The organism is Brevibacillus sp. FW301-21C12A, assembly GCF_058788915.1.
This window is the reverse complement of the sequence record NZ_JBYTBG010000046.1, coordinates 1-24,984: the sequence shown is the minus strand read 5'-3', so window position 1 is coordinate 24,984 and position 24,984 is coordinate 1. Positions and strand designations below refer to the sequence as shown.

Genomic DNA, 24,984 nt, shown 5'->3' with positions numbered 1-24,984 from the left:
TTCGTTCGGGCCCGGACGTGTGAGGAGGTAACACATGTTTTCTTTTGTGAAAAATTTGTTTGGAAAACAGCAGGGTGACAAGGCCCTGGAGGATTTGAAAAAAGAGATTCAGGAAGAGTCTGCGATTGACATTGCGGAGTTGAAAGATACGGAAGTAGAAGTGGAAAACCAGCCCGCAGCGAGCACTTCCGGCAAGCCTGACAGAGTGCGCACAGAGCTGTCCCTGCATCCGATGTGGGAGCAGGAGCTGGATGCGGAGAAAAAATATACGCTGCGATTCTTGCAAGCAGAACTGCCTGAGATGGCACGAGGCTTGATTAGCGTAACGGGCTTCAGCATGATTCCCCAGCCGAACGGCATGACCGTGACGATGTTTTTCCGCAATGCGACAGATAAGCCTGTGCGCTTCAAAAACATCGGTCTGGCTATTTACTTGGACGACAAGCCGTTCGCGCGGATGAGAGTCGACCTGTCTGATATGGGCGCTATTCCTCCGCATACAAGCCGTCCGTGGGAAGTGCTGTTCCCGGAAGAGAGCTACCTGCACGACAACTTCATGTTCAGCCGCTGGAAAGTCGTGATGAAAGCAGGAAAAAGATCGCACATCTGGCCAAGTACGCTGGAGCTGGACCCGGAAATGGAAAGACGCATGACACAGCGTCAAAAAGACCGTCTGGAGTCGCTCGCGTACTCTTTGCCGCCGATTCCGGTCAACTCGGTGCAAATTACCGGGTTTGATATCGGGAAAACGAAAGAAGGGCAACTGGTTGCCGCATTGCTGTTCCGCAACGGCCTGTCTACGGATTATCGTCCTGACAAGCTGAAAATCACGATTTCCGATACGGACGGCGATGTCGTGGCGCGAGGCGTTGTGGATGCCAGCAAGATTCGCGTGAAGCCGGGGAACAGCCGTCCGTGGCTGATCGTGTTCCCGCCGGAATTCGTGAAAAAACCGGATGCCAATCTGCGCAGATGGGTTCTTGACGTAGAATAGGCGCAAGAGCTCTCGATCGCAGAAATCAGGAGGAGGTTGACATATGAGTTGGTTATTGGAGAACTGGTTTGGCTCCAAGGAAAGCCTGGAGCAAGTACGTGAAGATATTCATGAGCATTTGCATAAAGAGTTTTACCTGGGGGTGTCGGGGATCGACAACCCGCAGCAATCGGCGAACCGGGTTGAGGCCAAAGAGCTGTTTCTGACGATGAACGGTCCTTGGGACAATCAACTGGAGGAGGCGGAGCAGGAGCTGCTGCAGTACGTCCACGATGAGCTGCCTCCGGTCGTTCGCGACGAGGTCGGCATTATTCCGTTCTACACACAGGTGACAGATGAAGGCTACCTGGTGCTGACGTACATTCGCAACGCGACAAACCGCAACGTGCTGTTGCAAAAGCTGCCGCTGACCCTCGTGACTGCTGACGGCGAAGAGGTGGCGAGAAAGACGTTTGACTTGATGGCAAACGGTCCTGTGGGCCACATGGCCAGCCGTCCGATGGAATTTATGTTCCGCTGGGAAGAGTTCGACCGCATTCCTGAGAAGGAAGTGCCGCTGACTCTGACCTATAAAAAGCCGGAAAAACGCCGCATCGAGGAGACCCAGGAGCTGAATATGGGCCTGAGTGCGGACGAACAAAGCCACTATACGCAAAAAGCGGCGGAGGAAGCTCCGGTGGAAAAAGGAAAGGTAGATTTGCAGGTCCTCGATATCAAGCCTACCGATGATAACGGCCTGAAGGTTGTCGTCGTATTCCGCAACGGACTGGAGAAGCGCCTGGAGTTTACCGAGGTGCCGATCATCGTTCACGACAAGGAAGGCGATGCGGTTGCCCGCGTCAGCTACACGCTCGAAAACATGAAGGTGGAAGCAAACAGTCAGCGCATCTGGGCGTTTGATATCCCGTCTTCTTCGATTAAAAAAGCAGAAGTAAACCCGGACGAACTGAGTGCCTACATTCCGCAGGCGCGTCAACGCAAAAAAGAAAAAGCATATGTAGAGCCTGCTACCGAAGACAACAAAGGCCTGCTGCAGTAATGGATGAACCCTTTTTGCCAATGGTGAAAAGGGTTTTTCTCCTGCCATAACGTTCCAAATCTTGGGGAAACAGGGTTGCTTTTCGCCCTTTTTATCCGCTATGCTAGGACGAGAAGCATAATACTTGAATACCTTTTTGAACGTACTGAAATGGATAAGCGCGAACATTTATTCATTTCGATACGTTAAGAAAACCTTCCACGACAGCGCATGCCCCTTTGTTTGAGCGGGCGGCGATAGAGGTTTTCTTGCTGCGCTAGTTGCAGGGGAAAGTAAGGAAGGACTGTGTTTATGAAAAAATCGATTCAAATAGCCGTGTCAGTTGCGATGCTGCTCACGCTTGTACCGCTGGGCGTGCGGCCTGCACTCGCTGCCGCGCCTGCTTCCAATGACAGCTATCTGAGCAATCAGTTGCACATCAGCCAGATCAAGGCCGACAAGGCGTGGCCTGTAGTCAACAGCAACCAGGCGATTACGATTGCCGTGCTCGATTCCGGAGCGGACTACAATCACCCTGACTTGAAGGGGAATCTGCTGCCGGGTGTCAATCTGGTCAACCCGGGGAAATCGGCGCAGGATGACAACGGGCACGGGACAGAAGTCATCGGGGTTCTCGCTGCAAAAGGCAACAACGGGATCGGGGTATCAGGGGTAGTCTGGAACGCCCGGATTTTGCCGATCAAAATTTTGAACAAAGATGCAGTGACGAATGTGGACATGATTGCGAAGGGGATCAATACAGCGCTCGACAGGGGAGCCAAAGTTATCCTGATGTCGTTCAGCAGCCTGTCCTATTCCCGCTCCTTGAAAGAGGCCATTGACCGTGCGGAGAGAAGCGGAGCCGTCCTCGTCGCTGCCAGCGGAAACGAAGCAAGCCGCGTCGCCTATCCGGCTGCCTACCCGACAGTCGTTGCGGTTGGGGCCGTGAATGGGAAAAACCAGGCGATTTATCAATCGAATACGGGGCCTGAGTTAAACATTGTGGCGCCGGGGCTTAACGTATATACGACGAAGCTGGGCGGAAAGTACGGATCGTTTTCCGGTACGTCAGCGGCAGCGCCTCAAGTAGCGGGAGCGGCGGCCCTGATTTTGGCCCGCTATCCAAAACTGACGGCGCTGGATGTGAGGCAAATGCTTTACCAGACAGCTACAGACCTCGGCGAGAGCGGCTGGGACCGGCAAACAGGCTACGGATTGCTGGACGTGAACAAGGCAGTGCGCAGCGCGCTCTCCGGCGACTTTTTGGAGCCGAACAACTCTTTGCAGCGAGCCAAAGCATTCCCTATCGAACAGCAAATACGCGGCAACCTGGGGCCAAACGACACGGTAGACTGGTTTAAAATGGATGTGCCGTATGACGGAAAAGTCAGCTTTACGGCGACGATTAACTCCGGGGTATCCTCCGCCATGGCGGCTACCTTTTACCCGGAAAACCGAACGCCGATTACGCAGTATTTTGGAAACGGGGATACCGTTACCGTCCCGGCAAAAGCGGGCAGGATGAACATCAAGCTGATGCGAAACGGCGGCGTCAACTCGTTTGCCTACGTGCTGACGAGCAAGTTCACGATCAACCCGGACCGCAATGAGCCAAACGATACGATGGCGACGGCAAGGCCGCTGGTAGGCAACCAGATCAGCGTCACGGGCAACTTCCACCAGGAGGGCGACCAGGACTGGTTCTCCTACTACGTCCGCGAATACGGGCATATGGATGTGACGGTGACTCCCGACAACAAGCGGGTGGACCTGGTGCTTGCCATAGGAAAGCAGGAAACCGGAAAAAATACGGTTTGGGACCCGCTCTACGACAACGTCGACCGCGATAATCCGTCGGAGCGTGCGAGCAAGGAAGTCTCCCCGGGAAAATACTACATTCGGGTCAGCGAGTATCAGCAAAATGCGGTGAACGGCGAATATCGCCTGGATCTCGGGTTCACCCCGCTGAAAAAAGATTTGAACGAGCCGAATGATACGTACAGCAGGGCGTCGCCGCTCGCCGCTGGAGGGGTCATGACCGGAACGATTCCGACGGCTTCGGATGCAGATTGGTTTCAATTTACGCTCAATACAGACTCGTACGTCACGATTCGAGCCCCGTTTATTCCGGTATCCAGCGGTTTTCGCATCGCTCTTTACAGCGAGAAAAACATGAACTACGCGCTCGCTTCGACAAACGAAGTGGCTGAGCTGTCCGATCGGGGCAGCGAGATTTTCAGCCTGCGGTTGCCAAAAGGCAAGTATTACGTGCGCCTGAACAGCGGCATTCCGTTCAAGTACGATGCGTACAAATTGACAGTTACGCAGCAGCCCCTCGTCTCGGGGTATCGGGATATTTCCGACCATTGGGCGCGCACAGAGATCGCCAGGCTGAGCTCCAAAGGAATTGTCCAAGGCTTCGGCGATGCGACGTTCAAGCCTAACGAGGCAGTAACTCGTGCGCAGTTTGCCACAATGCTGCTGCAGGCGATGCGCGCAACCGGCTCGAAGGTAGCCAGCGCGTATTCCGGACGGGAAGTGTTTTCTGATTTGCCAAAAAAGCACTGGGCGTACAACACCCTTGGAGTGGCTTATCAGCTCGGAGTCTTGAAGGGGTATCCAAACAGTCAGATCAAGCCTGACCAAGCTGTTTCGCGGGCGGAAATGGCCGCGATGATCGCCAGGGCGAAGGGCGTGGCTCTGAACAGCAGCAGCGCACCGAGCTATCGCGATGTTCCGGCCGGCCATTGGGCAGCACCGGCGATCGGCGCTTTGACGGCAAGAAACTGGCTAAACGGATACGGTTCGCTCTTCAAGCCACAGGGCAGCGCTACGCGGGCCGAGGTTGTTGTATTAATCGCCAAATCGTATCAAGTGTAAGAAAAAATTTTCCGCTTTGCGTTCGACAGACGCATGGCATGGCTATATCGTCCTTGTGAAAACGCGGCTTCGATCACCTCAGACGCTTCCCGCAGGCGATTCCAACAGCGTTTTGTACAGGGCGATTTCGGCCAAAGAGGTGCTCTGGCAAAAGTCTATTGACACCACCTCAAAAAACAATTATTCTATAATCCGTAATGGATACTCTTATCCAGAGCAGGCGGAGGGACTGGCCCTATGAAGCCCGGCAACCGTCTGGAGCGGTGCTAACCAGCAGGACGGAAATCTGTTCTGGCCGATAAGAGGATGAAGGAAGCTAAAAGCGCTCAAACCTTTTCCTCCAAAAGATGGAAAAGGTTTTTTATTTGCGTTTACGTCGATAAAATCCTGACTCGGCTACCAAACTATTTGTATGAGGTCAAAGGAGGTATTTTCTCATGGCTTTGCAAAAAGGTCGTCGTCTGTTCACATCTGAGTCTGTAACCGAAGGACATCCGGATAAAATTTGTGACCAAATTTCCGACTCCATCCTGGACGCCATTTTGGCCAAGGATCCAAACGCTCGCGTAGCTTGCGAAACTTCCGTAACTACCGGGCTGGTTCTCGTAGCCGGTGAAATCACCACCAACACGTACGTGGACATCCAAAAGCTGGTGCGCGAAACGATCCGTGAGATCGGTTATGATCGTGCGAAGTTCGGCTTTGACGCTGACACTTGCGGCGTAATCACTGCGATCGGCGAGCAATCCGCTGACATCGCTCTCGGCGTAGACCAGGCTTTGGAAGCGCGCGAAGGCAAAATGACCGACGCTGAGATCGAAGCGATCGGTGCAGGTGACCAAGGTCTGATGTTCGGCTTTGCTTGCAACGAAACACCTGAGCTGATGCCGCTGCCGATCAGCATGTCTCACAAGCTGGCTCGCCGCTTGACTGAAGTTCGCAAAAACGGCACACTCGCCTACCTGCGTCCTGACGGCAAAACGCAAGTAACGGTTGAGTACGATGGGGACAAGCCAGTTCGCATCGACACCATCGTGATTTCGACTCAACACGCTCCTGAGACTACCTTGGAGCAAATCAAGCAAGACCTCATCGAGCAAGTTATCAAACCAGTTGTTCCGGCTGAGCTGCTGGACGCTGATACCAAATACTTCATCAACCCGACTGGCCGCTTCGTAATCGGCGGACCTCAAGGGGACGCTGGTCTGACTGGCCGCAAAATCATCGTAGACACTTACGGTGGCTACGCTCGTCACGGCGGCGGCGCGTTCTCCGGTAAAGATCCGACAAAAGTAGACCGCTCCGGCGCTTACGCTGCTCGTTACGTAGCGAAAAACATTGTGGCTGCTGGCCTGGCTGACAAATGCGAAGTGCAAGTGGCTTACGCAATCGGTGTAGCGCAGCCTGTATCCATCGCTGTTGATACTTTTGGTACAGGAACCGTTTCCGAAGAAGATCTGGTGAAACTGGTGCGCAAACACTTCGACCTGCGTCCGGCTGGCATCATCAAGCAGCTCGACCTGCGTCGCCCTATCTACAAACAAACAGCGGCTTATGGCCACTTTGGACGCAATGACCTGAAGGTTCCTTGGGAGCAAACAGACAAAGCAGAAGTTCTGAAGCAAGAAGCTGCGCAACTGGCAAAATAAGAACGACAAAGAAAGAGCCTGGTAAAGCTACTGGGCTCTTTTTTTATTACGGGGAAAATTTTCCAGTTATTGGTGGGCTTTAAGCGAAGGGGAAATGTAGGACTGTGTCGAATCTCCTAGTGAGGAAGTAGAGGAGGGGTTTCTTTGCCGAACAAAAGGCTCTTCCTGACCGTATTTGTTATTTCTTTATTGCTGGTTATGTCTGCATTGGGGATTGGTGAATTTTACCAATCAAAAAAGAATGCCCAAAAAGTGCAACCTTTTCCCCAAGTAGATACGTCTATAAGCATAAGCGAGGCGGAAATTGCTGAGCCAAACGTCACGCAGAACGAAAAAGCAACGGTAAAGCCGAAAAAGTGGTATAACAATCAGGTAGTCGTCCTGACGTATCACCATGTCACGGATGCATCAGGCCAGCGCTACGTCATTTCGCCTGAGCAATTTGCAAAACATATGTCGTTTTTGCACGAAAACGACTTGCAGCCGATCTCGTTGGATGAGTTTTTGCATTTTGTGGATACAGGGAGCTTGCCGACCGAAAATGCTGTCCTGATTACCTTTGACGACGGCTATGAGAGTTATTACACGAAGGCTTTTCCCACCTTACGTACATACGGCTACCCGTCAGTGAACTTCGTGATCGCAGGGCGCTTGCGAGATGTAGCCGATCGAAAACGGGAGAACATGACGACGCCACTTACGCGTCAACAAGTCATGGAAATGCTTCACTCTGGGCTGGCTGATATCGGTTCGCATACGTACAGCCTGCACGAAGAGGAAGCGCGGAATGAATGGGGAGAGATGGGGCCAGAGACGGCTCCCGTCTATTTGCAGGATTTACAACGACTGGAAAATGAGAAAGAATACAGGGATCGGCTCTACGTTGATTTCAGTATGTCTCGTGCAGGCTTGAACAAATGGATGGGCCGGGAGATAAAAACGATTTCATTGCCTTTTGGCTACACGAATCCCATCGTACTGGAGACAGCGCGACAGGCAGGCTACGGATATGTCTTTACTTCTACACCCGGTTTTGTCAAAAGGGGAGTAGATCCGTTCGCCATTCCACGAAATGATGTGGGCCTGCGAGATGTAGATGAGGTCAAACTCCATCAGTTGTTCACGAAAGCGAAAAAAGAGTTCGAAGGAGAGCAATCATGAACAAAGTGATCGACATCAGCGTGCTGGATGGGGTGATTAAGAGAACCATTGAAACTGTGGAAACGAGTAAAACCCAAATTTTTGATATAGCCGAAAGTGCCAGACAGCAAGGCAACTCGTTGAAGTTTGACTTGCACGAGCTTCGGCAGGAGATCTCGAAGGTCATCCAAAAGGTCGATGCGCTGGAGCTGGCCTATCGAAAGTCGCGCAACAGGCTCGTTCAGGTAAGCCGCAACTTCCACATGTACACGGAAGACGACATTCGCATCGCCTACGAGGAAGCGAGCCGGATACAGGTGGAGCTGTCCATCTACCGCGAGCGGGAAAACAACCTGAAGCGCCGTCGCAACGACCTGGAGCGACAGTTGCGAACGCTGGAGGAAACGATCGACCGCGCCGAGAAGCTCGTTTCCCAGATGAGTGTCGTGCTCGGCTACTTGACTGGCGACCTGAGCAAGATCGGAGAAGCGCTGGAATCGGCCAAACAGACTCAATTGATGGGGCTGAAGATCATCCAGGCCCAGGAAGAGGAGCGCAAGCGTGTCGCACGCGAGATTCACGACGGACCGGCCCAATCGATGGCAAACGTCGTGCTGCGCTCTGAAATCGTGGAGCGGATGCTGAAAAACGAGCGCATTCTGGAAGCGCAAATGGAGCTTCACGAGCTGAAGGAAATGGTTCGCCTGAGTCTGGCTGACGTAAGACGGATTATTTTTGACCTTCGCCCAATGGCTCTTGATGACCTCGGACTGGTGCCCACTCTGCAAAAATATATCCAGACGTGCGAAGAACGTATCCGTGCTTCCATTGATCTGGTAGTATTTGGTGTGGAGCCACCGCTGCGCAGCTCTGTCAAAGCTGCGATTTTCCGCCTCGTTCAAGAATGCTTGAACAACGTGGAAAAGCACGCTGGAGCTTCTTCGGTACAAGTGAAGCTGGAGTTTCTGCAGGAGTCGCTAAGTCTCGTCGTCAAAGACGATGGAGTCGGATTCGATCTGGAAAAGCGCATGGCAAACGGCAACTCCTTTGGGCTTTTGGGAATGCGTGAGCGCGTGCAACTGCTGGAAGGCAGTGTGGATCTGCAATCAACTCCTGGCGAAGGAACAAAGGTAATTTTCCAAATACCGTTAAAAATATGAACCGATACAGATTATGTACACAGGGGGATGAAACATGGATAAAAGACAGCAAGAGCTCCGCATCGTGATTGTGGACGACCACCAATTGTTCCGCGAGGGCGTTAAGCGTATTTTGGAAATGGAAGAGGACTTCAAGGTCGTCGGCGAAGGGGCGGACGGCGGAGAGGCTGCTCTGCTTGCGGAGGAGCACAAACCAGACGTTCTGCTGATGGATATCAACATGCCGAACATCAATGGCGTCTCTGCTGCGGAAAATGTCATTTCCGTGAGTCCCTCCACGCGAGTTATCATGCTCTCGATCCACGACGACGAGGGCTATGTATATCGCACGCTGCGTTCCGGCGCGTCCGGCTACCTGCTGAAAGAGATGGGCACCAGCGATCTGGTGGATGCCGTACGCGTGGTAGCCAGCGGCGGCGCTTACATACACCCGAAGGTGACGGGCAAGCTGATCGAGGAATTCCGTCGCCTGAGCGAAAATGAGGGTACGGCCGAGCGCAGCTTCTCTGTTGATGAATCGCAAACGATCGATCCAAAAGTGATCGAATCGCTGACCCGCCGCGAGCGGGAAGTGCTGCAGTTGATGGCGGAAGGAAAAAGCAACCGGGCTATCGGAGAATTTTTGTTCATCAGCGAAAAGACAGTGAAAAACCACGTCAGCAGCATTTTGCAAAAGCTGAATGTCCAGGACCGCACACAGGCGGTTGTCATTTCGATTAAAAACGGCTGGGTGAAGCTGTAAGGCGAGGCTGCGCGCCCGGTTGGCACCCTGTTCAAGCCATTCGGCATACCTTTGTATAGGAGGGGGTATGACCGTGATGGAAGAACTGGTTGTATGGCTATTGGCGGCTTTTGGCTGCTCCTCACTGCTGGTGATGGTAGCTGAGCGATGGACCAGTCGGATGAACAGCATGACCGAACTCCCGCAAGAGCACTACCGTTTGTTGGTACACAATTCGGAGCAGGTGCTGGAGCGTGCCGTAAGAAAGCTTTTGTTTCGCTCATACTGGAGTGGCAAGCCTGTCCGGATTACCTTGATAGAAGAAGGGTCTACGGACGATACGCCCCGGATGCTGGCGATTTTGGCGCGAGAGCCGTACGGCTGCGGCTTTGGCGCGGCAGACGGCCAGCCTGAGCTGGCGACGGGAGCGATCGTGATTGACTTGCGGGAGAAGCGGGAAGGAGCCTGATTTTTTCGGGCAATTGAATAAACGTACAGGGCTGTCGAGCAAATCGGCGGCCTTTTTGTGTTCGCTGCAAAAAAATTTGCCGGCCTGCCTTGTCTTTTTGCACAATGGTGGCAGAAAACACAAGCGGAAATGGGGGAGGCAAATGCGCGAGTACTTGCTGTATATCAAATGCGGCACAGAAGCAGTGGCGCCAGTCCAAACGTATGTGACGCCGAGCTTTTCTGTCGATCGGGCTTTTTGGCAGGAGAGGGAGGGCTGTGTGCTGCATGTGATCGGCAAGACGTCGTCGCTTGCCCTGGCCTTTTCCTTGCGCGAAAAAATAAACGAACGGTTGCGCAAGCGCGCGGGAGAGCGGAGCAAGCTGACAGATGCGCTGGTCGCGGAGCTGCGGGGGCTGGCTGTGGCGAAGGTCAGGGAGGCGAGCGCGCTATACGGGCGGGAAGTGGAGAGAAGGCAGGCAGGGCACAGGAGCCGGGAGCATCAGCCACACCCGCGCCAATCCGTGCAGCATGAAGCGTGGTTTGCGTGGGAGGCGATAGCGTGCAGCGTGGAAGTGAGGCAAGCGGGCGAGCGGGATGAACAGCTTTTCAGTCGCGAGTCTGCTCATTGTGTGAGCGAGAGGGTGGATGTTTCTGGAAGAACTGCCTCTCCGTTTTTGCAACATCGGCTCGCGGATACGTCTGTCCATTGCAGCAGGAGAAGTTCTCGATCTCCATCTCAGGCTCATGAGGCAAGGCAGCCATTCCTGTCTCGGGATAATGGGCTGCAAGCTATACCCTATCCCGCTAAGCCAGCAGACAGAAACGACATTGCCTTGAGAGAACTGCTGGATGGCCGCGCTCTTTTCTGGGATGAAGTCGAGACGCTTTTGCAGAAACGCGGAGTGGAAGTGGACGATCTTGCCGCTGTATTGCACAGGTACGTGCTGACTGGCAGAGCGCGGTGGCTTCCCGGAGTGCGAATGGACATGTGCAGCAACTGGCGGCAGAGTCGCTTTGTACTGACGTGCGAGCGATGCGGAAGCGCGGGGCGCGAGGTTGAGCTGACCTACTGCCATACGTGCGGGCAAGGCTGCGCATACTGTACGACGTGCCTCGGGATGGGCAGGAGCAAGTGCTGCACGCCGTATATTTTGCTTGCGGCAGGCGGTTCTCTGCCTGTCGGGAGCAACAAGGGCACAGGCCAGGAGCCTTCGCGGCTGGAGTGGACAGGCAGCTACTCGGACGATCAGGCGAGAGCTGCTGAGCGCGCTCGGCGTTTTGTAGCGAATCCGCGCCCCGGTCTTTCCGAGTTTTTGATTTGGGCCGTGTGCGGAGCAGGCAAAACCGAGCTGCTGTTTCCTTCCGTAGCAGAGGGACTTGCGGCGGGAGGCCGCGTGCTGATTGCTACCCCGCGCAAAGACGTAGTGCTGGAACTGGCTCCTCGCATTCAACGGGTGTTCCCCCACGCGCGGGTGATTGCCGTCCACGGCGCCAGCGCTGAAAAATGGGAGGAGAGCGACATCACGATCGCGACGACCCATCAGGTTTTGCGCTATTATCGCCGCTTTCTGTTGGTCGTACTCGACGAGGCCGATGCGTTTCCGTACCACAATAATCCCGTCCTCTACCGGGCGCTGGCCAGAGCTGTACACCAAGCGGGGAAGCTGCTTTATTTAAGCGCGACCCCACCCCGCTATTTGCAAAAACGACTCGTTTCAAACGATCGTTCAACTCGGCATGGCACGGCGGCCAACCCGCTTTTTTCTGCCACCCACGTCCTTTTGCCGGGTCGCTATCACGGCTTTCCCCTGCCCGTTCCCGAGGTTCTAACGGTCCGCGGACTGCACAAGCGCGTTCGGGCGAATCGAGCAGTGCCTGCATTGACAGATGCGGTGCAGCGTTCGCTGGAGGCAGGACGGCAAGTTTTTGTCTTCGTTCCGCGCATAGATGACGTGGAGGTAGTGCTCGCCTATTTGCAAAAGTGGCTGCCGTCTCGTGCCGAGCAGATGGCAGGTGTCCATGCTGCGGACCTGATGCGCGAGGAAAAGGTGCTCGGCTTTCGGCAAAAGCGCTACACCCTCATGGTGACGACGACGATTTTGGAGCGGGGGGTAACGATTCCACAGAGCGATGTCGTTGTCGTCGGCGCGGAGGCCCCTGTCTTTGACGAAGCTTCTCTGGTGCAGATTGCTGGCCGCGTGGGCCGAGCGTTCGACGATCCGGCAGGCGCCGTGTTGTTTTTGCAGACAGAACGCGCTCTGGCACCCAAGCTGGCGGTCAGGCAAATTACGCGGATGAATCAACTGGCGAGCAGGCTTGCAAAAAGAAGGGGGCACTCATGAGGGGGAGTACATGTGTCAGTTGCGGCGGGCGTGTAAATACGCCCAAAAGAGAAGGCGTTGTCCGCGCGCGTGCAAGCTGGCTATCCCGTCCCGTCAGCTATCCGGCGATCTATCGCTTGCTGCACGACCTCCCGGCCTGCGCGAGCTGTATTGAAGCGTTGCCGTTCATCGGGGAGCAGTTTTGCCGACAGTGCGGGCGGGACATGCGAGCGGAGCCGTACAGCAGCGAGGGCCGCTGTCGCGACTGTGTCAGGGAAGTGGACGAGCCCCTGAAGGAAAATCGCAGCCTGCTCCGGTACGAGCAAGACGGCAAAAGTCTGCTCAGCATGTTCAAATACCGCGGTGATGAGCGCCTGGCTGGCTATTACGGAACGCTTTTGGCAATCGCGGCCTTTCGCTTTTACACTCCGTCCCGTTTTGCCTGCATCACCACTGTCCCGCTTCATGCCAGGCGGCTGCAGGAGCGCGGATTCAACCAGGTGGACTTGCTGGCAGCCTATTTGGGGAGTGCAACCGGGATTCCGGTGAGGCCCCTGCTCACACGCATAAAAGAGACGGAGAAGCTGAGCAAGCAGGGGGGACGCGCATCCCGGCAGGAAAGCATGCGAGAGGCTTTTGCGTGGAATGAGGGGGCGGTGCTTCCTGGGTTTGCCCGTGGCCGTTCTGATAGCCGGGGCGCCGATCATAGGAATCTGACCAGCATACTTGCAGCCGGGATTCATTTCTTGTTTGGCAATTGGTTCAGCCTGCGTTCTTCCATCTCGCATACCTCTCATGTAGCCAAAAGTGGCGAGAGAGATTCGCAAGCCAATCCCGTTCCGAAACTGGACAACCGCAACAGAGCTGCGCACGCCAATTTCGCTGCGAACCTGGACAGCCACGACAGAGCGACGTACGCCAATGCCGCCCCGATCCTGGACAGCCACGACAGAGCGACGTACGCCAATACCGCCCCGAACTCGAATAGCGGCGACAGAGCAGCCTATGCCAATTTCAATCCGAACCCGAACAGCCACGACAGAGCTACACAACCCAATACCGCTCCGCCCCCAAATAACCGCATCCCCCTACCCGCCACTCCCCCGAAAATCCTTCTCATCGACGATATTTACACAACCGGATCGACTCTCCGCTCCTGCGCAAGAACATTGCGAGCACATTTGGGGACAGTTTGTGAAATTTATTCCTTGACAATATACAGATAGCCAGTTTGGAAAAATTACGATATCATGGAAGTATACAGCAGTCGGGAACTGAATGAACTTTCTGGATGTTGAAGGGGTTGTTTTTATGTCTCTGGGCAAGCTGGCAAACTGCTCGCGGTGTGATGCTTTATTTGTACAAACAGTTCGTGACATTTGCCCCAAATGCTATCAAGAGGTGGAGCAGGAATATGAAAAATGCGCCCGGTTTTTGCGCAAGCGCGAAAATCGCGGAGCCAATATTCACCAGGTGAGCGAAGCCACAGGGGTGAGCGTGAAGCAAATTACGAGGTTTATCAAGGAAGGGCGAATTTCTGTAGATGGTAACCCGAACCTTGGTTACCCATGCGAGATTTGCGGGATTTTAATCCGCACTGGCAACATGTGTGACGCCTGCATGAAGGGCTTGAAGCACGAGATATCGCAGCAGCTTGAAGTGGATCAGCGCTTGGAGCAGGAGGCGCGGGCACGTCAGGCGGAAGCGGCCGTCTATCGAAGAAAGCAGAATCGTGACGAATAGTTTTGCGCAAAAAAACTAATCGTCAAACAGGAAATTGCCGATGATACTACTAAGAGGTATCATCGGTTTTTCTTTTTATTAGGGGACCCGTTCCCGCGAAAATGTCCGGTGGTTTGAGAGGATGGTAATCAGATGCGGATTAATGAACCAAACCGTGTCGGGATGATTAATGCTTACAACAAGACGGCCAACAACCAGGTAAGCAAAAGCGGAAAAATCCCGATGGGCAAGGATGAGGTCAACATTTCCACGGAAGCGCTGGAAATGCAGCGCCAGATCGAAGACGCGAACGCGCCACAGCGCCGCGAAAAAGTGGAGCAGTTGAAAAAGCAAGTCGAGGAAGGCACGTATCGCGTCCCAAGCGAGCGGATTGCCGATAAACTACTGTCTTTTTGGAAAAAGCGATAAACCAGTTCTCTAGGGGAAGACGAGGAGAAACGCGAACATGGATAGACTCTACGATCTGCTCGACAACTTGATCCAGTTGCACAAAGCCTTGTACACCTTGGCCACACAGAAAAAAGATGTGCTGGTGAAAGGAAATGTGGATGAGCTGGTGGCGATTACCCGCCAGGAACAAAAGCTAATCAAGGGCGTCACAGCAGCAGAAGCAGCCCGCCAAAGTCTGGTACAGGAATTGACCGTCCAAAAAGGCCTGGCGCTCCAGGAAGGCACACTGGCTGAATTGATCAAGTTGACGACCAGTGCGGAAGAGAAGACGCGGCTTGCGTCCTATCGCGACGAGCTTGTGCGGATTGTCACCGAACTGCGTGAGGCAAACGAGCTGAATCAGCAGTTGCTGGAGCAATCCCTTTCTTTTGTAAACATGACGCTCGACCTGATTACGGACACGCCGGAGGACGACTTCATCTACGGCCACCCGAGCACGGACACATACCGCCAGGCGAGCCGAACATTTTTCAACAAAAAAGCGTAAAGAGGTGCTGACATGCGCTCGACTTTTCATGGAATCGAAGTAAGCAAACGCGGCCTGTTCGCCCAGCAGTCCGCCTTGAATACGACCGGACACAACATCGCGAACGCGAATACGGAAGGGTACACGCGGCAGCGGGCGAACATGCAGGCGACCCCGGGCATTCCGTATCCGGGACTCAGCAACAGCACAGAGCCGGGCTTGCTCGGAACAGGTGTCAACGTTGTCAGCTTGCAGCGGATTCGCGAAGAATTTCTCGATGTGCAACTGCGCACGGAGAACAAGCACTACGGATATTGGGAAGCGAAAAGAGACGTTTTGCAAAAGGTCGAGGGCATTATGAACGAGCCTTCCGATACCGGGATGCAAAAAGTGATGGATGAGCTGTGGAAATCGTGGCAAGACCTGTCGCAAAATCCTGAAAGCCTGTCCGCTCGTGCAGTCGTTCGTCAACGGGCCATTGCCGTGACAGAGACGTTTGCCGCCCTGAATACATCACTGACCGAATTGCAGCGTGATTTGGACAATGTCGTGGCGACCAAGGTCATTGACATCAACTCCATTGCGCAGCAACTGGCGAACCTGAACAGACAGATCGGGGATGTGGTGCCGCACGGCTATCAGCCAAATGATTTGTACGACCAGCGCGATGTGCTGCTGGACAAGCTGGCGAAGCTGACCGATGTCAAGGTGACCAATCTGAACAGCGGCATGATTCAGGTAACGATTGACGGGCAGGAACTGGTGAACGGCCGGACAGCGGTGACGATGGCGGTGGAGAAGGATGCCACGACCGGTTTCAATAATATTACGCTGGGCGGAGCACCGTTTATACCGCAGTCGGGCGGTTTGCTCGGAACGTTTGAGGCGCGCGGCATCCCTGGTACGGATGCGAATGGCCAGCCAACCATGCAAGGCCCGGTGCCTGACATGATCCGAAAGCTGAACCTGCTTGCAGAAAATATCGCGACAGAAGTAAACAAGTTGCATTCCACGGGAATGAACTTGACTGACATTGAAAACAGAAAGACTAACCCGACGGCAGATTTGGAGAAGCTGGACTTTTTTGTGAAAAAGAATGACGCCTTGCCGCTTACTGCAGCGAATATACAGGTCAACCCGAAAATTTTGGCCAGCCTGAATTCTATCGCGGCGGCGCAGGTAGAAGACCCAAATACGGGATCGGGAACTTCCTTTTACGGCGACGGACGCAATGCGCTCGCAATCGCCAGCATCAAGTTCAAGCCGTTGCAACTGTTGACAGGCTCATCCGGACAAATCGAGTCCACGACCTTGGACGACTTTTATCGTTACACGATTGCCCAGCTTGGGGTAGACAGCCAGGAAGCGACTCGTATGGAAAAGAACTCGGAACTTCTGGTCGGGCAAGTCGATACGAACCGCCAATCCGTTTCGGGCGTCTCTATCGACGAAGAAATGTCCGAAATGGTGAAATACCAGCATGCTTACAACGCTTCTGCCAGGGTCATGACCAGCATGGATGAGATTTTGGACAAAGTGATTAACGGGATGGGACGTGTGGGCCTCTAGTCTAGCCTGCGCGTGAACATCTGAAAGGAGCATTTTCATGGCCGTTCGAGTAACCCAGACCATGTTAAACAATAATATGATGAGAAACTTGTCCAACTCCATGGGCAGAATGGACAAGCTCCAGGAACAGCTCTCTTCCGGAATGAAATTTTCCCGCCCTTCTGATGATCCGGTGGCGGCGAGCCGGGCGATGTTTTACCGCTCTTCCTTGATTGAGAATGAGCAGTTCCAGCGCAACGTGAACGAAGCGCAGTCTTGGATGGAGTTGTCTGACAAGTCGTTGGAAGAGGCCGGGACGATTTTGCAGCGCGTGCGTGAGTTGGCCGTAGCATCAGGCAACGGTGGGCTTGGGGCAGATTCCTTGCAAGCGATGGGAAAAGAAATCGCAGAAATTCGAGATCATTTAGGTAACATTGTCAACCAGACGGTGGGGGGACGTTACATTTTTGCAGGAACGGATACGCTAACCCCACCATATGACAAGGCCAGTGATACTTTAACGTTTACAAACAGAAATGAAATTCTGCTGGAGGTAAACAAAGGAATCCATTTGCCCATTAATGTCATCGGAGCCGATGTGTTTGATTTCAAAGGGGCAGACGGCAATAACGTCTTTGATCTCTTGAAAAAGATTGTAGCTGATTTGAACGACGGCAAGCCTGTTAACACAGAGCTTGGAAACATTGACCAACAAATCGACAAGCTGCTTGCGGAGCGAGCCACGCTTGGTGCGCGGACCAACCGGATCGAACTGATAAAAGGCAGATTGGAAAATGAAGAAATTAGCGTGACCTCGCTCATGTCGCAAAACGAAGATGCCGATGTGGCGCAGGTCATTACCAACCTGAAGATGCAGGAAAACGTCCACCGCGCGGCGTTGGGGGCAGGCTCGCGAATCATTCAGCCAACCTTGCTCGATTTCCTGCGCTAATCCAATAGGGGAGACGACCAAAAATGAGACTCCCGCAAATCCAGATTCGCCAAACTTACGCGCAACTAGGATTGAACATTACAAAGCCCGTTCAGGAAATTCGCCAGCCGCAGGCCGAACTGAATTTGCGCCAGGAGCCTGCTGTTTTGGATATCAAGCAGGCGAAAGGACAGCTATTCATTGATTCCAGTGAGGCGAGGGAGAACCTGGACCTGCGCAGCTCGGCACAGCGAACGAGAAACAATGCAGACTACGGACGCCAGAAAGTGCTGGAGGCGATTGCCCAGATCAGTATGGAAGGCGACCGTTTAGCTGCCATCGAGAACAAAGGGGCAAACCCGATCGTCGATATTTCCTTTGAAGAAAGCATTATTTATCAGAGCAGGGAGATCATTGCGGAAGGCTCGATTATCGGAGACGGTATTGAGATCAGGTACGATCTCCAGCCGGCCCAGATCAACGTACAGGTGCGCGGCAAGAAAATGGACCCGGTTATCCATCGGCCTGTTCACAATTATACGCCGGGAAAAGTGGAAGGCTACATGAGACAATGGAATCGTGTCGAGTTTGATGTGGTAGGATTGTATGTAGATCAAAAGATGTGAGGCAGGAGAGAAGATCATGACACAATCCCAGGCGATACAGAGCATGGAGCTGTCTTTTCCGGATGGAGTTCCCGGGTTTCCGCAGCTTTCGCGCTTTCAAATGACGCAGGAAGAAGCGGGACAGCCGTTCTATAGCTTGAAATCGTTGGAAGACGAGCAGGTAGGCTTCTGGATGATAGACCCGTTTCCGTTTTTTCCTCAGTATGAGTTTACTTTGGCTGAAGCCGTGAAAAAACAACTGCAAATCGAGGAAGGAACGCCACTGTCCGTCCGCACCGTCATCACTGTCCGCAATGAAGGCGATGTCACCGTCAATTTGAAGGCGCCGATCATCATCAACGAGGAAAAGGCTTTGGCCAAGCAAGTGATATTGAATGACGAAAACTACGATATCCGCCAGCCGCTCTTTCAGCGGCCTAAAGCGGCCAGTGAGTAGGTGAACTATGCTTGTCTTGTCGAGAAAAAAGAACGAGTCGGTGATGATCGGCGACCAGATTGAAATCAAGATCATTGAGGTCGAGGGCGACGTGGTGAAAATCGGCATCGAGGCGCCGAGGGAAATAGACGTCTATCGCCAGGAAATCTATCTGGCGATTAAAGAAGAAAACCGTCTGGCTTCGCAGACGAAGATCGATCTGTCGAGCCTGACGAAAATGTTTGGAGCCAAATCTGATGCGCTATAGCGTGTCAGATTTTTTTGTGCAGGTATTCGGTATTTTATTTGGATGCGAAAACAAAAGAAAGGCCTGGTAAATATGTTGTTGGCCGTTGTGATTATTGATTTTTGTATCCAAATCAGATACTTACATTGGTTTTTTCTAGAATCCTTGCATATAATAACAGTATAGGGAGGTGTTATTACCTTGAATGCGAAGGAAATTGCTGGAACCAACATCAAAAAGTATTTGGATGCGAAAGGAGTCAAGCATAGCTGGGTAATGGAGCGAACGGGCATCAGTAAAAAAGCCTTTTACGATTTATTGCGAGGGGAAGGCAATGTAGACAAACACATTGAGAAAATCAGTGATCTTTTTCGGATTAAAGACCCTTTATTTTTCTACTCGCATTTTAAAGAGCCAACCCCGCCGCAAGAAATCGAAGATCGCTACAGCTTTACGAAATCTGTTGCTATGTCATTTCATGGAGAACAAACCAGAGATTTTGCAGAGTCAATGGAAGTCTTGGCCGATTTGATAAATATGCTCGATGTTCTTCACTCCATAAACGAAGAGACAGGGAATCGTAACTAATAGGCACGGAGGTTGCCACCGTGATTACTCAAAAAAACTTGGAAAGCTTGTTAAAGCTGAACGAAAGCTTGCTGCCGGAAATTCGTGAAAAACTAATGGCGATTCGCATGAACCCGGACCCGTTGCTGGCCCAAAAGCCATTAGAGTACGTAAAGACCGTTTTAAGAGAAGAAGCGAATGTCATTGAATTTCCTGTTCCTCATGACAGCTATGGCGGACTGGTCTATTATTTGAACGGCAGATTTTATATTCATATCAATACAGGTCAGCCTAAAGTATATGAGAACTTTATGTGGGCTCATGAATATTACCATTTTCTGTTTGACCGTGATAAACTGCGTGATCGAAACCACCACTATATGTTCACGGATGGAATACTTGATCCAGATGAGCGACTTCCTCATTTGTTTGCCTCTGAATTTTTAATCGACAATCATATTCTGCAAAGGAAGTTTGCCTATAATCAAAAAGCATTTGCAAACGAATCACTTGCCTTGCAAATTATTCGATTGATCCCGACGTTTGAAGTTCCTTACAAGGCACTCGTTGTCAAACTGGCTCAGGAGCAGCTGATTTCAATCGAACAAGCAAAGGAAGTTGTTGATTTTTCTTATCGAGACTTTCTTCCGGATGATGTGAGTTCATCCTTGTTAGAGCCTACGAGGACGATACTGATTGACAGTTTTGAACAATTGTTGGACGCTGCAAAGGAAGGCCTTCATGACGATGACCTGCGTGCCATCCAGGCCCAGTTCGCGAGCCACCTAAAAAAGATCAAGAAATGGAAAGAGGTATGCAGGGAGGGTATCTGATGTCTGCCGCCAGTGATCCAAAATGGGAATCGATTCGCCCATTCCTGAATCTGGATACGAAAAAGCTATACGGATCATTAACGCAAGAAAAAGCTTGCTATATACTGGATAACCAGTTCATGACCTCCCTGAAAAAAAGCATTCCCGATCTGCCGAGATTGCTCCAAGGGATGAGTGAATCTGCGATCATCCTGATACCTGAGGAAGTGTTGCTGGAAGCCGGAAAAAACCTGCCGGGCAAAGAAAGAGTCGAGGAGCTATACTACGATTTTTTTCGGGAATTGTCTCGACACAAAACAATCTATGTGACTGCTTTGACCGGAATCTGCGAGATCGTCTGCGAATCGACGACAGTTGCTGCAGCCCTGCACAAAATCCGCAGGATAGCTATCGAATCCGTGCCGACCAATCCGGTGATCCAGGCTGAGATCCAAAGCTTGGCTCTGCACGCCAAAGAAGATGTGGGCAAGCTCAGTGCCTGCATGCAGGCGACCGGTCGGGATGGCGGCGAGAGAATCGTCAATTTGATGGCGCTCCTTTTGATAGGCGAGTATTTCGGTCCGATTTTTGTATGCAGCGACGATAGAAAGGGGATTTACACACCCTATAAAGCCTATCAAAAGAACGAGAAGCTGCGAGAGTGGATAGGTGCTGGGGGAATAGACGAATTTCGGGAGATGTTCCAGCTTATGTCGTTTGACCGCTTGTTGCAAAAGGCGGTATACGAGGTGGAATGTACGCAGCAGGAAACGATGGAGCTGCTCAGGCGTTGTCGACCTTCCGAAAAAAATGTTCTCTATTCCATAGACGGCTTGGCGGAAAACGACGAGCTTTCGCACGAACGCTTTGCGGAGCTTTTGGCTCAAAAACGAATACAGATCACATTTTGAGGAGGAGCCAGGCGAGAATGGCTCTTTTTTGTTGGATCTTCATTGGCAAAATCGTCGCACAGTTTTTTGCAAAAAAAGTAGAAAAAACACTAAACAAGGATGAATCTCCCACCGATAATAAAAATGTAGGGGAAAAACGGCCTAAGCGCGCGATTGGGTTCGGCTTTTCCGAAACATTACCCAAACCTTCCGCAGGGACGTGGAGGGCACACTCAAGGAGGAAAATATTCATGCGTATTAACCACAATATCGCATCTTTGAACACGTATCGTCAGTTGAGCACTAACTCTGCTAACACGAGCAAATCCATCGAGAAATTGTCTTCCGGTCTTCGCATCAACCGTGCAGGCGACGACGCCGCAGGTCTTGCAATTTCCGAAAAAATGCGTGGACAAATCCGCGGGTTGGATATGGCGTCCAAGAATGCACAAGATGGTATCTCTTTGATTCAAACTGCAGAAGGTGCATTGAATGAAACTCACAGCATTCTGCAACGTATGCGTGAATTGGCGGTTCAAGCAACAAACGACACTAACACCTCTGCTGACCGTGGTGAACTTCAAAAAGAAATTAACCAGTTAACCTCTGAGATTGACAGAATCGCTGATACAACTCAGTTCAACACTAAAGTATTGATGAAAGGTGCTTATGGAACTACGGCTTCATCTGCAAACAGCACAAACTTAGCTGTAGTTTCTTCTAAAGCAGACACTATCACCGCTGGAACTTATGCTGTCAACGTAAATACTGCAGCAACTCAAACTACTTATGCGAGTAATGCAGCAGTAGACCTGGCCGGTACACCAGTAACGGTTGATAACACAAACGATACATTGGTTCTAAATGGCGTAACGATTAAGTTTAACGCGGGTGTAACAAATGATACATCATTCATTAACCAAATTAACCAATTTACTTCTCAAACAAACGTAGTTGCTTCATCAGATGGTGGCGGCGGTATTATTCTTACAGACCAAAGATATGGTAACCATGCAATGACCGTTACCGGCAATGCTGAAACTGCCTTGTTTGGCACGGAAACTTATACTGCAGGTGTAAACGCATCTATTAACACGGTTGGTGGTACTGCTGTAACTGTTGCAGCTGATTCTACAGATGGTAGAAAATTGACCATTACAAGTGGTGCTCTGAAGGGGATGGTACTTCAAGCAAACGCGACCGGTGCAGTCAACGTATCTGTTACAAAGAGTTCGTTGAGCATGCAGATCGGTGCTAACGAGGGTCAAAGTTTTAGCATGACTATTGAAGATATGGGTGCAAGATCATTAGGTGTTAACGCTATTGATGTTACCTCTGCATCCTCTGCAACAACTGCTATCACGACCATTCAAACAGCTATTGATGCAGTTTCTGCTGAGCGTTCTAAACTTGGTGCTTACCAAAACCGTTTGGAGCACACTATCAACAACCTGAACACATCTTCTGAAAACCTGACTGCTGCTGAATCTCGTATACGTGACGTAGATATGGCAAAAGAAATGATGGAACAAACGAAGAACAACATTCTTGCTCAAGCCGCCCAAGCTATGCTTGCTCAAGCTAATCAACAACCACAAGGCGTTCTTCAATTGCTTCGTTAATATTAATCAGACAGACCGTTGGGTTAATCCCCTTCGGTCTTTCTTTACCTAGATGGAAATAGTAGGAGGGTTTTAATTGGAAGAGGTCATTGATGTATATGAGAAGGAGATAGTAGGGCGATTAGTGACATTTACTGTTAAACGAAGTTCATCAAATACTGACTTTCCATATATCGTAGTTTCGTCCTTAGATGTCACTGGTGCAGGCCAAACAGTAGAGGAAGCTAAACAAAAGTGTGAAAATGCGACAAAAATGGAGATATTAATGAATAGCTAACCAAAAGTTAGACCGTGATAGATTGACTCACGGTCTTTTAACTTGCAATTTCAACTAACTTGGGTTTGGGTTGCCTATACGGTTGTTTGGTCTTCATGATGCTGTATACAATACTCACAAGTCTTCTGGCAACGTAGACCATTGCTTGTTTCTTCTTCCGCCCTTCCTTGATTTTCTTCTGGTAGTATTCATACATGAGAGGGTTAATACCCTGTCGGATTTGTGTCAATGCTAGGGAGTAGAAGGCTGTGTTCAGTTCACGGTTACCTAGCTTGTTCGTGTAACGGTTCTGCGATTCACCAGAACTATGTTCAATGGGTGCAATACCTGCTAGCTTGGCAATCTGAGAGTTATGCTTGAAGCGGTTAATGTCACCAATATTGGCGATAAAAGTAGCGGCTAGGACAGTGTCTACTCCTTGAATTGTTTTCAATGGGTATCCTGTCTTGTTAATTAACTTGTCGAGTTGTTCTTCCAGTGAAGCAATTTCCTTTTCCATATGGTTAATGGAATCAATATAGGAGCGGATGGATTGGTTACGTTCTTCTTGGTATCCGTTATCCGCCCACCCATTGGCGGCAATAGCGTCCAGGATTTCCTGAGCCTTGTTCTTTGGTACAGATTTGTTAAACTTTTGAAGGATTTTCGTTAGTTCTTCTGCCGAGATATTCCCCACCATTTCACAAGAAGGGAAGGTATGGAAGAATCCTCTTGCGGTCTTACTTTCTAAGTCTTTGAAGAACTCCGTATAGTTCGGGTAGTGATGTACCAGTAAGTTATGAAGACTGATTTTCATGTTTGCCGCCATTTGGACGAAGTTGTTTCTTGTGCTTAGGGTTTGCTTTATCGCAAGGTAAATGTCCTGAGGGTTGGCGATAGGATGAGCGTCATACTCCATGATAAGGTTCATGCAGATAGCTTTTGCGTCAAGTTCATCCGTCTTATTACGGTTCGTCCCTCTGTTCCGCTTCTTCTTTGTGTAGGAAGAGTTGACTTCCTTAACGAGACAACCTTGTTGAATCAGAAACTTGGCTAGGGAACGACCGTAAAAGTTTGCGTCCTCTAGTCCGAAAATTACGTCTTTTCCATCGGCATGTTTCTTTACGTTTTCAAGGAAAGCAGGGAAATAAGAGGGTGCATTTGTAACCTTAAACTGTTTGATTACGTCACCAAAACAATTGCATAGTACAGCAACATGTGTTTTCTTATGCAAATCAACACCGACAAACAGGTATTTCGTTCTATCGATTGAAGCCATGTAGATTCCCCCTATGATGTTATGTAGGAGATAAGGAAACGGACAGCGTCAGTTTTAGCGTTAGCCCCACCGAAAAGCAGGCTCGCAATGATACGTTAGTCTACGTTTACCTTATCTCGTTAAACTAGTTGCTGATAATGGCAGGATGCTGACCCTGTGGACAGGTAACATCTCCGTACTGGTAAATACCTTTGTAGAAGGCTTCACGATCTAAAATCCGCTTGACCTGAACTTTAGTAAAATCCTTGTTCTGTGCGGTCTTATAGCCCTCCAAATTGAGTTGTGAAGCGATTTGTTGAAGTGACCAAGTTGGATATTGGTTACGTAATTCAAACACTTTCTGGACGGTTCTAGCCGTAGTAGGAGAGATGGAGAGTACTTTACTTCCTTTCTCTACCTGATACCCAAATGCAGCTTTTCCCCCTGAATAGCCGCCCTGTTGGGCTTTCTTCCGTCTACCTCTTGCTAGTTTCATTGTTATTTCAAGTCTCTGGTACTGGTCTAGTAGTTCCATGAGACCATTAATAAGAAAGTCGCTAGGGTCTTTCTTATGGATACTGTAGGTGGGCTGTTCGATGCTACGAATGTCAACGCTATGTTTCTTGAACTCCCTGTGAATGAGAACTTTCACAATGTCAGACCGCCATAAACGGCTTGTATTGAGGACAACAACATAATCAATGGATTGAGTAGTAGAGAGGGTGGCTAGCTTTTAAGCCCCGAAATTGGATTTGAGTCATACCCCCTTATCTTGTTAAGCTGATATCAGAAGAACAGAGGGGGATATTTTTATGCAACG

Annotated in this window: 24 protein-coding genes, 1 pseudogene and 1 riboswitch; of the genes and pseudogenes, 23 read left to right on the top strand and 2 right to left on the bottom strand. The window is 51.0% G+C overall.

Annotated elements, in window-relative coordinates:
- Positions 1 to 34: 34 nt before the first annotated feature.
- The 23 genes from AC3WQH_RS21430 (at position 35) to AC3WQH_RS21320 (ending at position 22,927) form a co-directional block, all read left to right on the top strand.
- Positions 35 to 994, top strand: coding sequence for an SLAP domain-containing protein (locus AC3WQH_RS21430; RefSeq protein ID WP_005829772.1), 960 nt, complete (start codon positions 35 to 37; stop codon positions 992 to 994).
- A 43-nt stretch (positions 995 to 1,037) separates the two neighbouring features.
- A complete protein-coding gene (locus tag AC3WQH_RS21425) occupies positions 1,038 to 2,033 on the top strand; it encodes an SLAP domain-containing protein (RefSeq protein ID WP_007784926.1) in 996 nt (331 codons plus the stop codon).
- A 291-nt stretch (positions 2,034 to 2,324) separates the two neighbouring features.
- On the top strand, positions 2,325 to 4,892 hold the full coding sequence (locus AC3WQH_RS21420) for a S8 family peptidase (RefSeq protein ID WP_309478954.1): 2,568 nt from the start codon (positions 2,325 to 2,327) through the stop codon (positions 4,890 to 4,892).
- A gap of 204 nt (positions 4,893 to 5,096) precedes the next feature.
- Positions 5,097 to 5,197: riboswitch (SAM riboswitch) on the top strand.
- 132 nt (positions 5,198 to 5,329) lie between these two features.
- Positions 5,330 to 6,541, top strand: a complete 1,212-nt coding sequence (metK, locus tag AC3WQH_RS21415) for a methionine adenosyltransferase (RefSeq protein ID WP_492332242.1) — start codon at positions 5,330 to 5,332, stop codon at positions 6,539 to 6,541.
- Between the two features lie 144 nt (positions 6,542 to 6,685).
- The gene (locus AC3WQH_RS21410; RefSeq protein ID WP_005829780.1) at positions 6,686 to 7,702 is read left to right on the top strand and encodes a polysaccharide deacetylase family protein; all 1,017 of its coding nucleotides are present in this window, start codon (positions 6,686 to 6,688) and stop codon (positions 7,700 to 7,702) included.
- Positions 7,699 to 8,841, top strand: a complete 1,143-nt coding sequence (locus tag AC3WQH_RS21405) for a sensor histidine kinase (RefSeq protein WP_007784919.1) — start codon at positions 7,699 to 7,701, stop codon at positions 8,839 to 8,841. Before AC3WQH_RS21410 ends, AC3WQH_RS21405 begins: the two co-directional genes overlap by 4 nt.
- A gap of 34 nt (positions 8,842 to 8,875) precedes the next feature.
- Positions 8,876 to 9,583, top strand: a complete 708-nt coding sequence (locus tag AC3WQH_RS21400; protein WP_005829784.1) for a response regulator — start codon at positions 8,876 to 8,878, stop codon at positions 9,581 to 9,583.
- A 67-nt stretch (positions 9,584 to 9,650) separates the two neighbouring features.
- Positions 9,651 to 10,031, top strand: a complete 381-nt coding sequence (locus tag AC3WQH_RS21395; RefSeq protein ID WP_035422892.1) for a hypothetical protein — start codon at positions 9,651 to 9,653, stop codon at positions 10,029 to 10,031.
- A gap of 142 nt (positions 10,032 to 10,173) precedes the next feature.
- Positions 10,174 to 12,354, top strand: coding sequence for a helicase-related protein (locus AC3WQH_RS21390; RefSeq protein ID WP_492332241.1), 2,181 nt, complete (start codon positions 10,174 to 10,176; stop codon positions 12,352 to 12,354).
- A complete protein-coding gene (locus AC3WQH_RS21385; protein ID WP_492332240.1) occupies positions 12,351 to 13,559 on the top strand; it encodes a hypothetical protein in 1,209 nt (402 codons plus the stop codon). Before AC3WQH_RS21390 ends, AC3WQH_RS21385 begins: the two co-directional genes overlap by 4 nt.
- 85 nt (positions 13,560 to 13,644) lie before the next feature.
- Positions 13,645 to 14,076, top strand: coding sequence for a TIGR03826 family flagellar region protein (locus tag AC3WQH_RS21380; protein ID WP_025844210.1), 432 nt, complete (start codon positions 13,645 to 13,647; stop codon positions 14,074 to 14,076).
- Between the two features lie 132 nt (positions 14,077 to 14,208).
- Positions 14,209 to 14,484, top strand: a complete 276-nt coding sequence (flgM, locus tag AC3WQH_RS21375) for a flagellar biosynthesis anti-sigma factor FlgM (RefSeq protein ID WP_005829793.1) — start codon at positions 14,209 to 14,211, stop codon at positions 14,482 to 14,484.
- 37 nt (positions 14,485 to 14,521) lie between these two features.
- A complete protein-coding gene (locus AC3WQH_RS21370; protein ID WP_026557540.1) occupies positions 14,522 to 15,013 on the top strand; it encodes a flagellar protein FlgN in 492 nt (163 codons plus the stop codon).
- Positions 15,014 to 15,025: 12 nt separating this feature from the next.
- Positions 15,026 to 16,561 (top strand): flagellar hook-associated protein FlgK, encoded by a 1,536-nt coding sequence (gene flgK, locus AC3WQH_RS21365; protein WP_005829797.1) that lies wholly within the window; start codon positions 15,026 to 15,028, stop codon positions 16,559 to 16,561.
- A 37-nt stretch (positions 16,562 to 16,598) separates the two neighbouring features.
- Positions 16,599 to 17,492, top strand: coding sequence for a flagellar hook-associated protein FlgL (gene flgL, locus AC3WQH_RS21360; protein ID WP_025844218.1), 894 nt, complete (start codon positions 16,599 to 16,601; stop codon positions 17,490 to 17,492).
- Between the two features lie 23 nt (positions 17,493 to 17,515).
- Entirely contained in the window at positions 17,516 to 18,097 is a 582-nt protein-coding gene (locus AC3WQH_RS21355; protein ID WP_197187449.1) for a DUF6470 family protein, read from the top strand.
- A gap of 16 nt (positions 18,098 to 18,113) precedes the next feature.
- A complete protein-coding gene (fliW, locus tag AC3WQH_RS21350; protein ID WP_197187450.1) occupies positions 18,114 to 18,533 on the top strand; it encodes a flagellar assembly protein FliW in 420 nt (139 codons plus the stop codon).
- Between the two features lie 7 nt (positions 18,534 to 18,540).
- On the top strand, positions 18,541 to 18,780 hold the full coding sequence (gene csrA, locus AC3WQH_RS21345; protein WP_238500652.1) for a carbon storage regulator CsrA: 240 nt from the start codon (positions 18,541 to 18,543) through the stop codon (positions 18,778 to 18,780).
- 180 nt (positions 18,781 to 18,960) lie between these two features.
- Positions 18,961 to 19,347, top strand: a complete 387-nt coding sequence (locus tag AC3WQH_RS21340) for a hypothetical protein (protein ID WP_005829806.1) — start codon at positions 18,961 to 18,963, stop codon at positions 19,345 to 19,347.
- A 20-nt stretch (positions 19,348 to 19,367) separates the two neighbouring features.
- Positions 19,368 to 20,159 (top strand): ImmA/IrrE family metallo-endopeptidase, encoded by a 792-nt coding sequence (locus AC3WQH_RS21335; protein ID WP_238500650.1) that lies wholly within the window; start codon positions 19,368 to 19,370, stop codon positions 20,157 to 20,159.
- The gene (locus AC3WQH_RS21330) at positions 20,159 to 21,049 is read left to right on the top strand and encodes a hypothetical protein (RefSeq protein WP_492332239.1); all 891 of its coding nucleotides are present in this window, start codon (positions 20,159 to 20,161) and stop codon (positions 21,047 to 21,049) included. The genes AC3WQH_RS21335 and AC3WQH_RS21330 overlap by 1 nt, the downstream gene beginning before the upstream one ends.
- Positions 21,050 to 21,279: 230 nt before the next feature.
- The gene (locus tag AC3WQH_RS21325; protein WP_483072928.1) at positions 21,280 to 22,650 is read left to right on the top strand and encodes a flagellin N-terminal helical domain-containing protein; all 1,371 of its coding nucleotides are present in this window, start codon (positions 21,280 to 21,282) and stop codon (positions 22,648 to 22,650) included.
- Between the two features lie 76 nt (positions 22,651 to 22,726).
- A complete protein-coding gene (locus tag AC3WQH_RS21320) occupies positions 22,727 to 22,927 on the top strand; it encodes a hypothetical protein (RefSeq protein WP_483072927.1) in 201 nt (66 codons plus the stop codon).
- A gap of 37 nt (positions 22,928 to 22,964) precedes the next feature.
- Here the strand turns inward: AC3WQH_RS21320 and AC3WQH_RS21315 are convergent, their stop codons facing one another.
- Both AC3WQH_RS21315 and AC3WQH_RS21310 read right to left on the bottom strand, forming a co-directional pair.
- The gene (locus tag AC3WQH_RS21315) at positions 22,965 to 24,185 is read right to left on the bottom strand and encodes an IS110 family RNA-guided transposase (protein ID WP_483072926.1); all 1,221 of its coding nucleotides are present in this window, start codon (positions 24,183 to 24,185) and stop codon (positions 22,965 to 22,967) included.
- 124 nt (positions 24,186 to 24,309) lie between these two features.
- Positions 24,310 to 24,876: pseudogene (locus AC3WQH_RS21310) on the bottom strand (recombinase family protein); the annotation flags it as partial.
- Positions 24,877 to 24,984: the final 108 nt, after the last annotated feature.

Bases quoted from the DNA above. Each gene is read 5' to 3' on its own strand.
- flgL (WP_025844218.1), top strand. From the start codon at position 16,599: ATGGCCGTTCGAGTAACCCAGACCATGTTAAACAATAATATGATGAGA.
- AC3WQH_RS21420 (WP_309478954.1), top strand. From the start codon at position 2,325: ATGAAAAAATCGATTCAAATAGCCGTGTCAGTTGCGATGCTGCTCACG.
- flgK (WP_005829797.1), top strand. From the start codon at position 15,026: ATGCGCTCGACTTTTCATGGAATCGAAGTAAGCAAACGCGGCCTGTTC.
- AC3WQH_RS21385 (WP_492332240.1), top strand. From the start codon at position 12,351: ATGAGGGGGAGTACATGTGTCAGTTGCGGCGGGCGTGTAAATACGCCC.
- flgM (WP_005829793.1), top strand. From the start codon at position 14,209: ATGCGGATTAATGAACCAAACCGTGTCGGGATGATTAATGCTTACAAC.
- AC3WQH_RS21380 (WP_025844210.1), top strand. From the start codon at position 13,645: ATGTCTCTGGGCAAGCTGGCAAACTGCTCGCGGTGTGATGCTTTATTT.
- AC3WQH_RS21405 (WP_007784919.1), top strand. From the start codon at position 7,699: ATGAACAAAGTGATCGACATCAGCGTGCTGGATGGGGTGATTAAGAGA.
- csrA (WP_238500652.1), top strand. From the start codon at position 18,541: ATGCTTGTCTTGTCGAGAAAAAAGAACGAGTCGGTGATGATCGGCGAC.
- AC3WQH_RS21330 (WP_492332239.1), top strand. From the start codon at position 20,159: ATGTCTGCCGCCAGTGATCCAAAATGGGAATCGATTCGCCCATTCCTG.
- AC3WQH_RS21430 (WP_005829772.1), top strand. From the start codon at position 35: ATGTTTTCTTTTGTGAAAAATTTGTTTGGAAAACAGCAGGGTGACAAG.
- AC3WQH_RS21395 (WP_035422892.1), top strand. From the start codon at position 9,651: ATGACCGTGATGGAAGAACTGGTTGTATGGCTATTGGCGGCTTTTGGC.
- AC3WQH_RS21390 (WP_492332241.1), top strand. From the start codon at position 10,174: ATGCGCGAGTACTTGCTGTATATCAAATGCGGCACAGAAGCAGTGGCG.
- metK (WP_492332242.1), top strand. From the start codon at position 5,330: ATGGCTTTGCAAAAAGGTCGTCGTCTGTTCACATCTGAGTCTGTAACC.
- AC3WQH_RS21325 (WP_483072928.1), top strand. From the start codon at position 21,280: ATGCGTATTAACCACAATATCGCATCTTTGAACACGTATCGTCAGTTG.
- AC3WQH_RS21355 (WP_197187449.1), top strand. From the start codon at position 17,516: ATGAGACTCCCGCAAATCCAGATTCGCCAAACTTACGCGCAACTAGGA.
- AC3WQH_RS21370 (WP_026557540.1), top strand. From the start codon at position 14,522: ATGGATAGACTCTACGATCTGCTCGACAACTTGATCCAGTTGCACAAA.
- fliW (WP_197187450.1), top strand. From the start codon at position 18,114: ATGACACAATCCCAGGCGATACAGAGCATGGAGCTGTCTTTTCCGGAT.
- AC3WQH_RS21425 (WP_007784926.1), top strand. From the start codon at position 1,038: ATGAGTTGGTTATTGGAGAACTGGTTTGGCTCCAAGGAAAGCCTGGAG.
- AC3WQH_RS21400 (WP_005829784.1), top strand. From the start codon at position 8,876: ATGGATAAAAGACAGCAAGAGCTCCGCATCGTGATTGTGGACGACCAC.
- AC3WQH_RS21315 (WP_483072926.1), bottom strand. From the start codon at position 24,185: ATGGCTTCAATCGATAGAACGAAATACCTGTTTGTCGGTGTTGATTTG.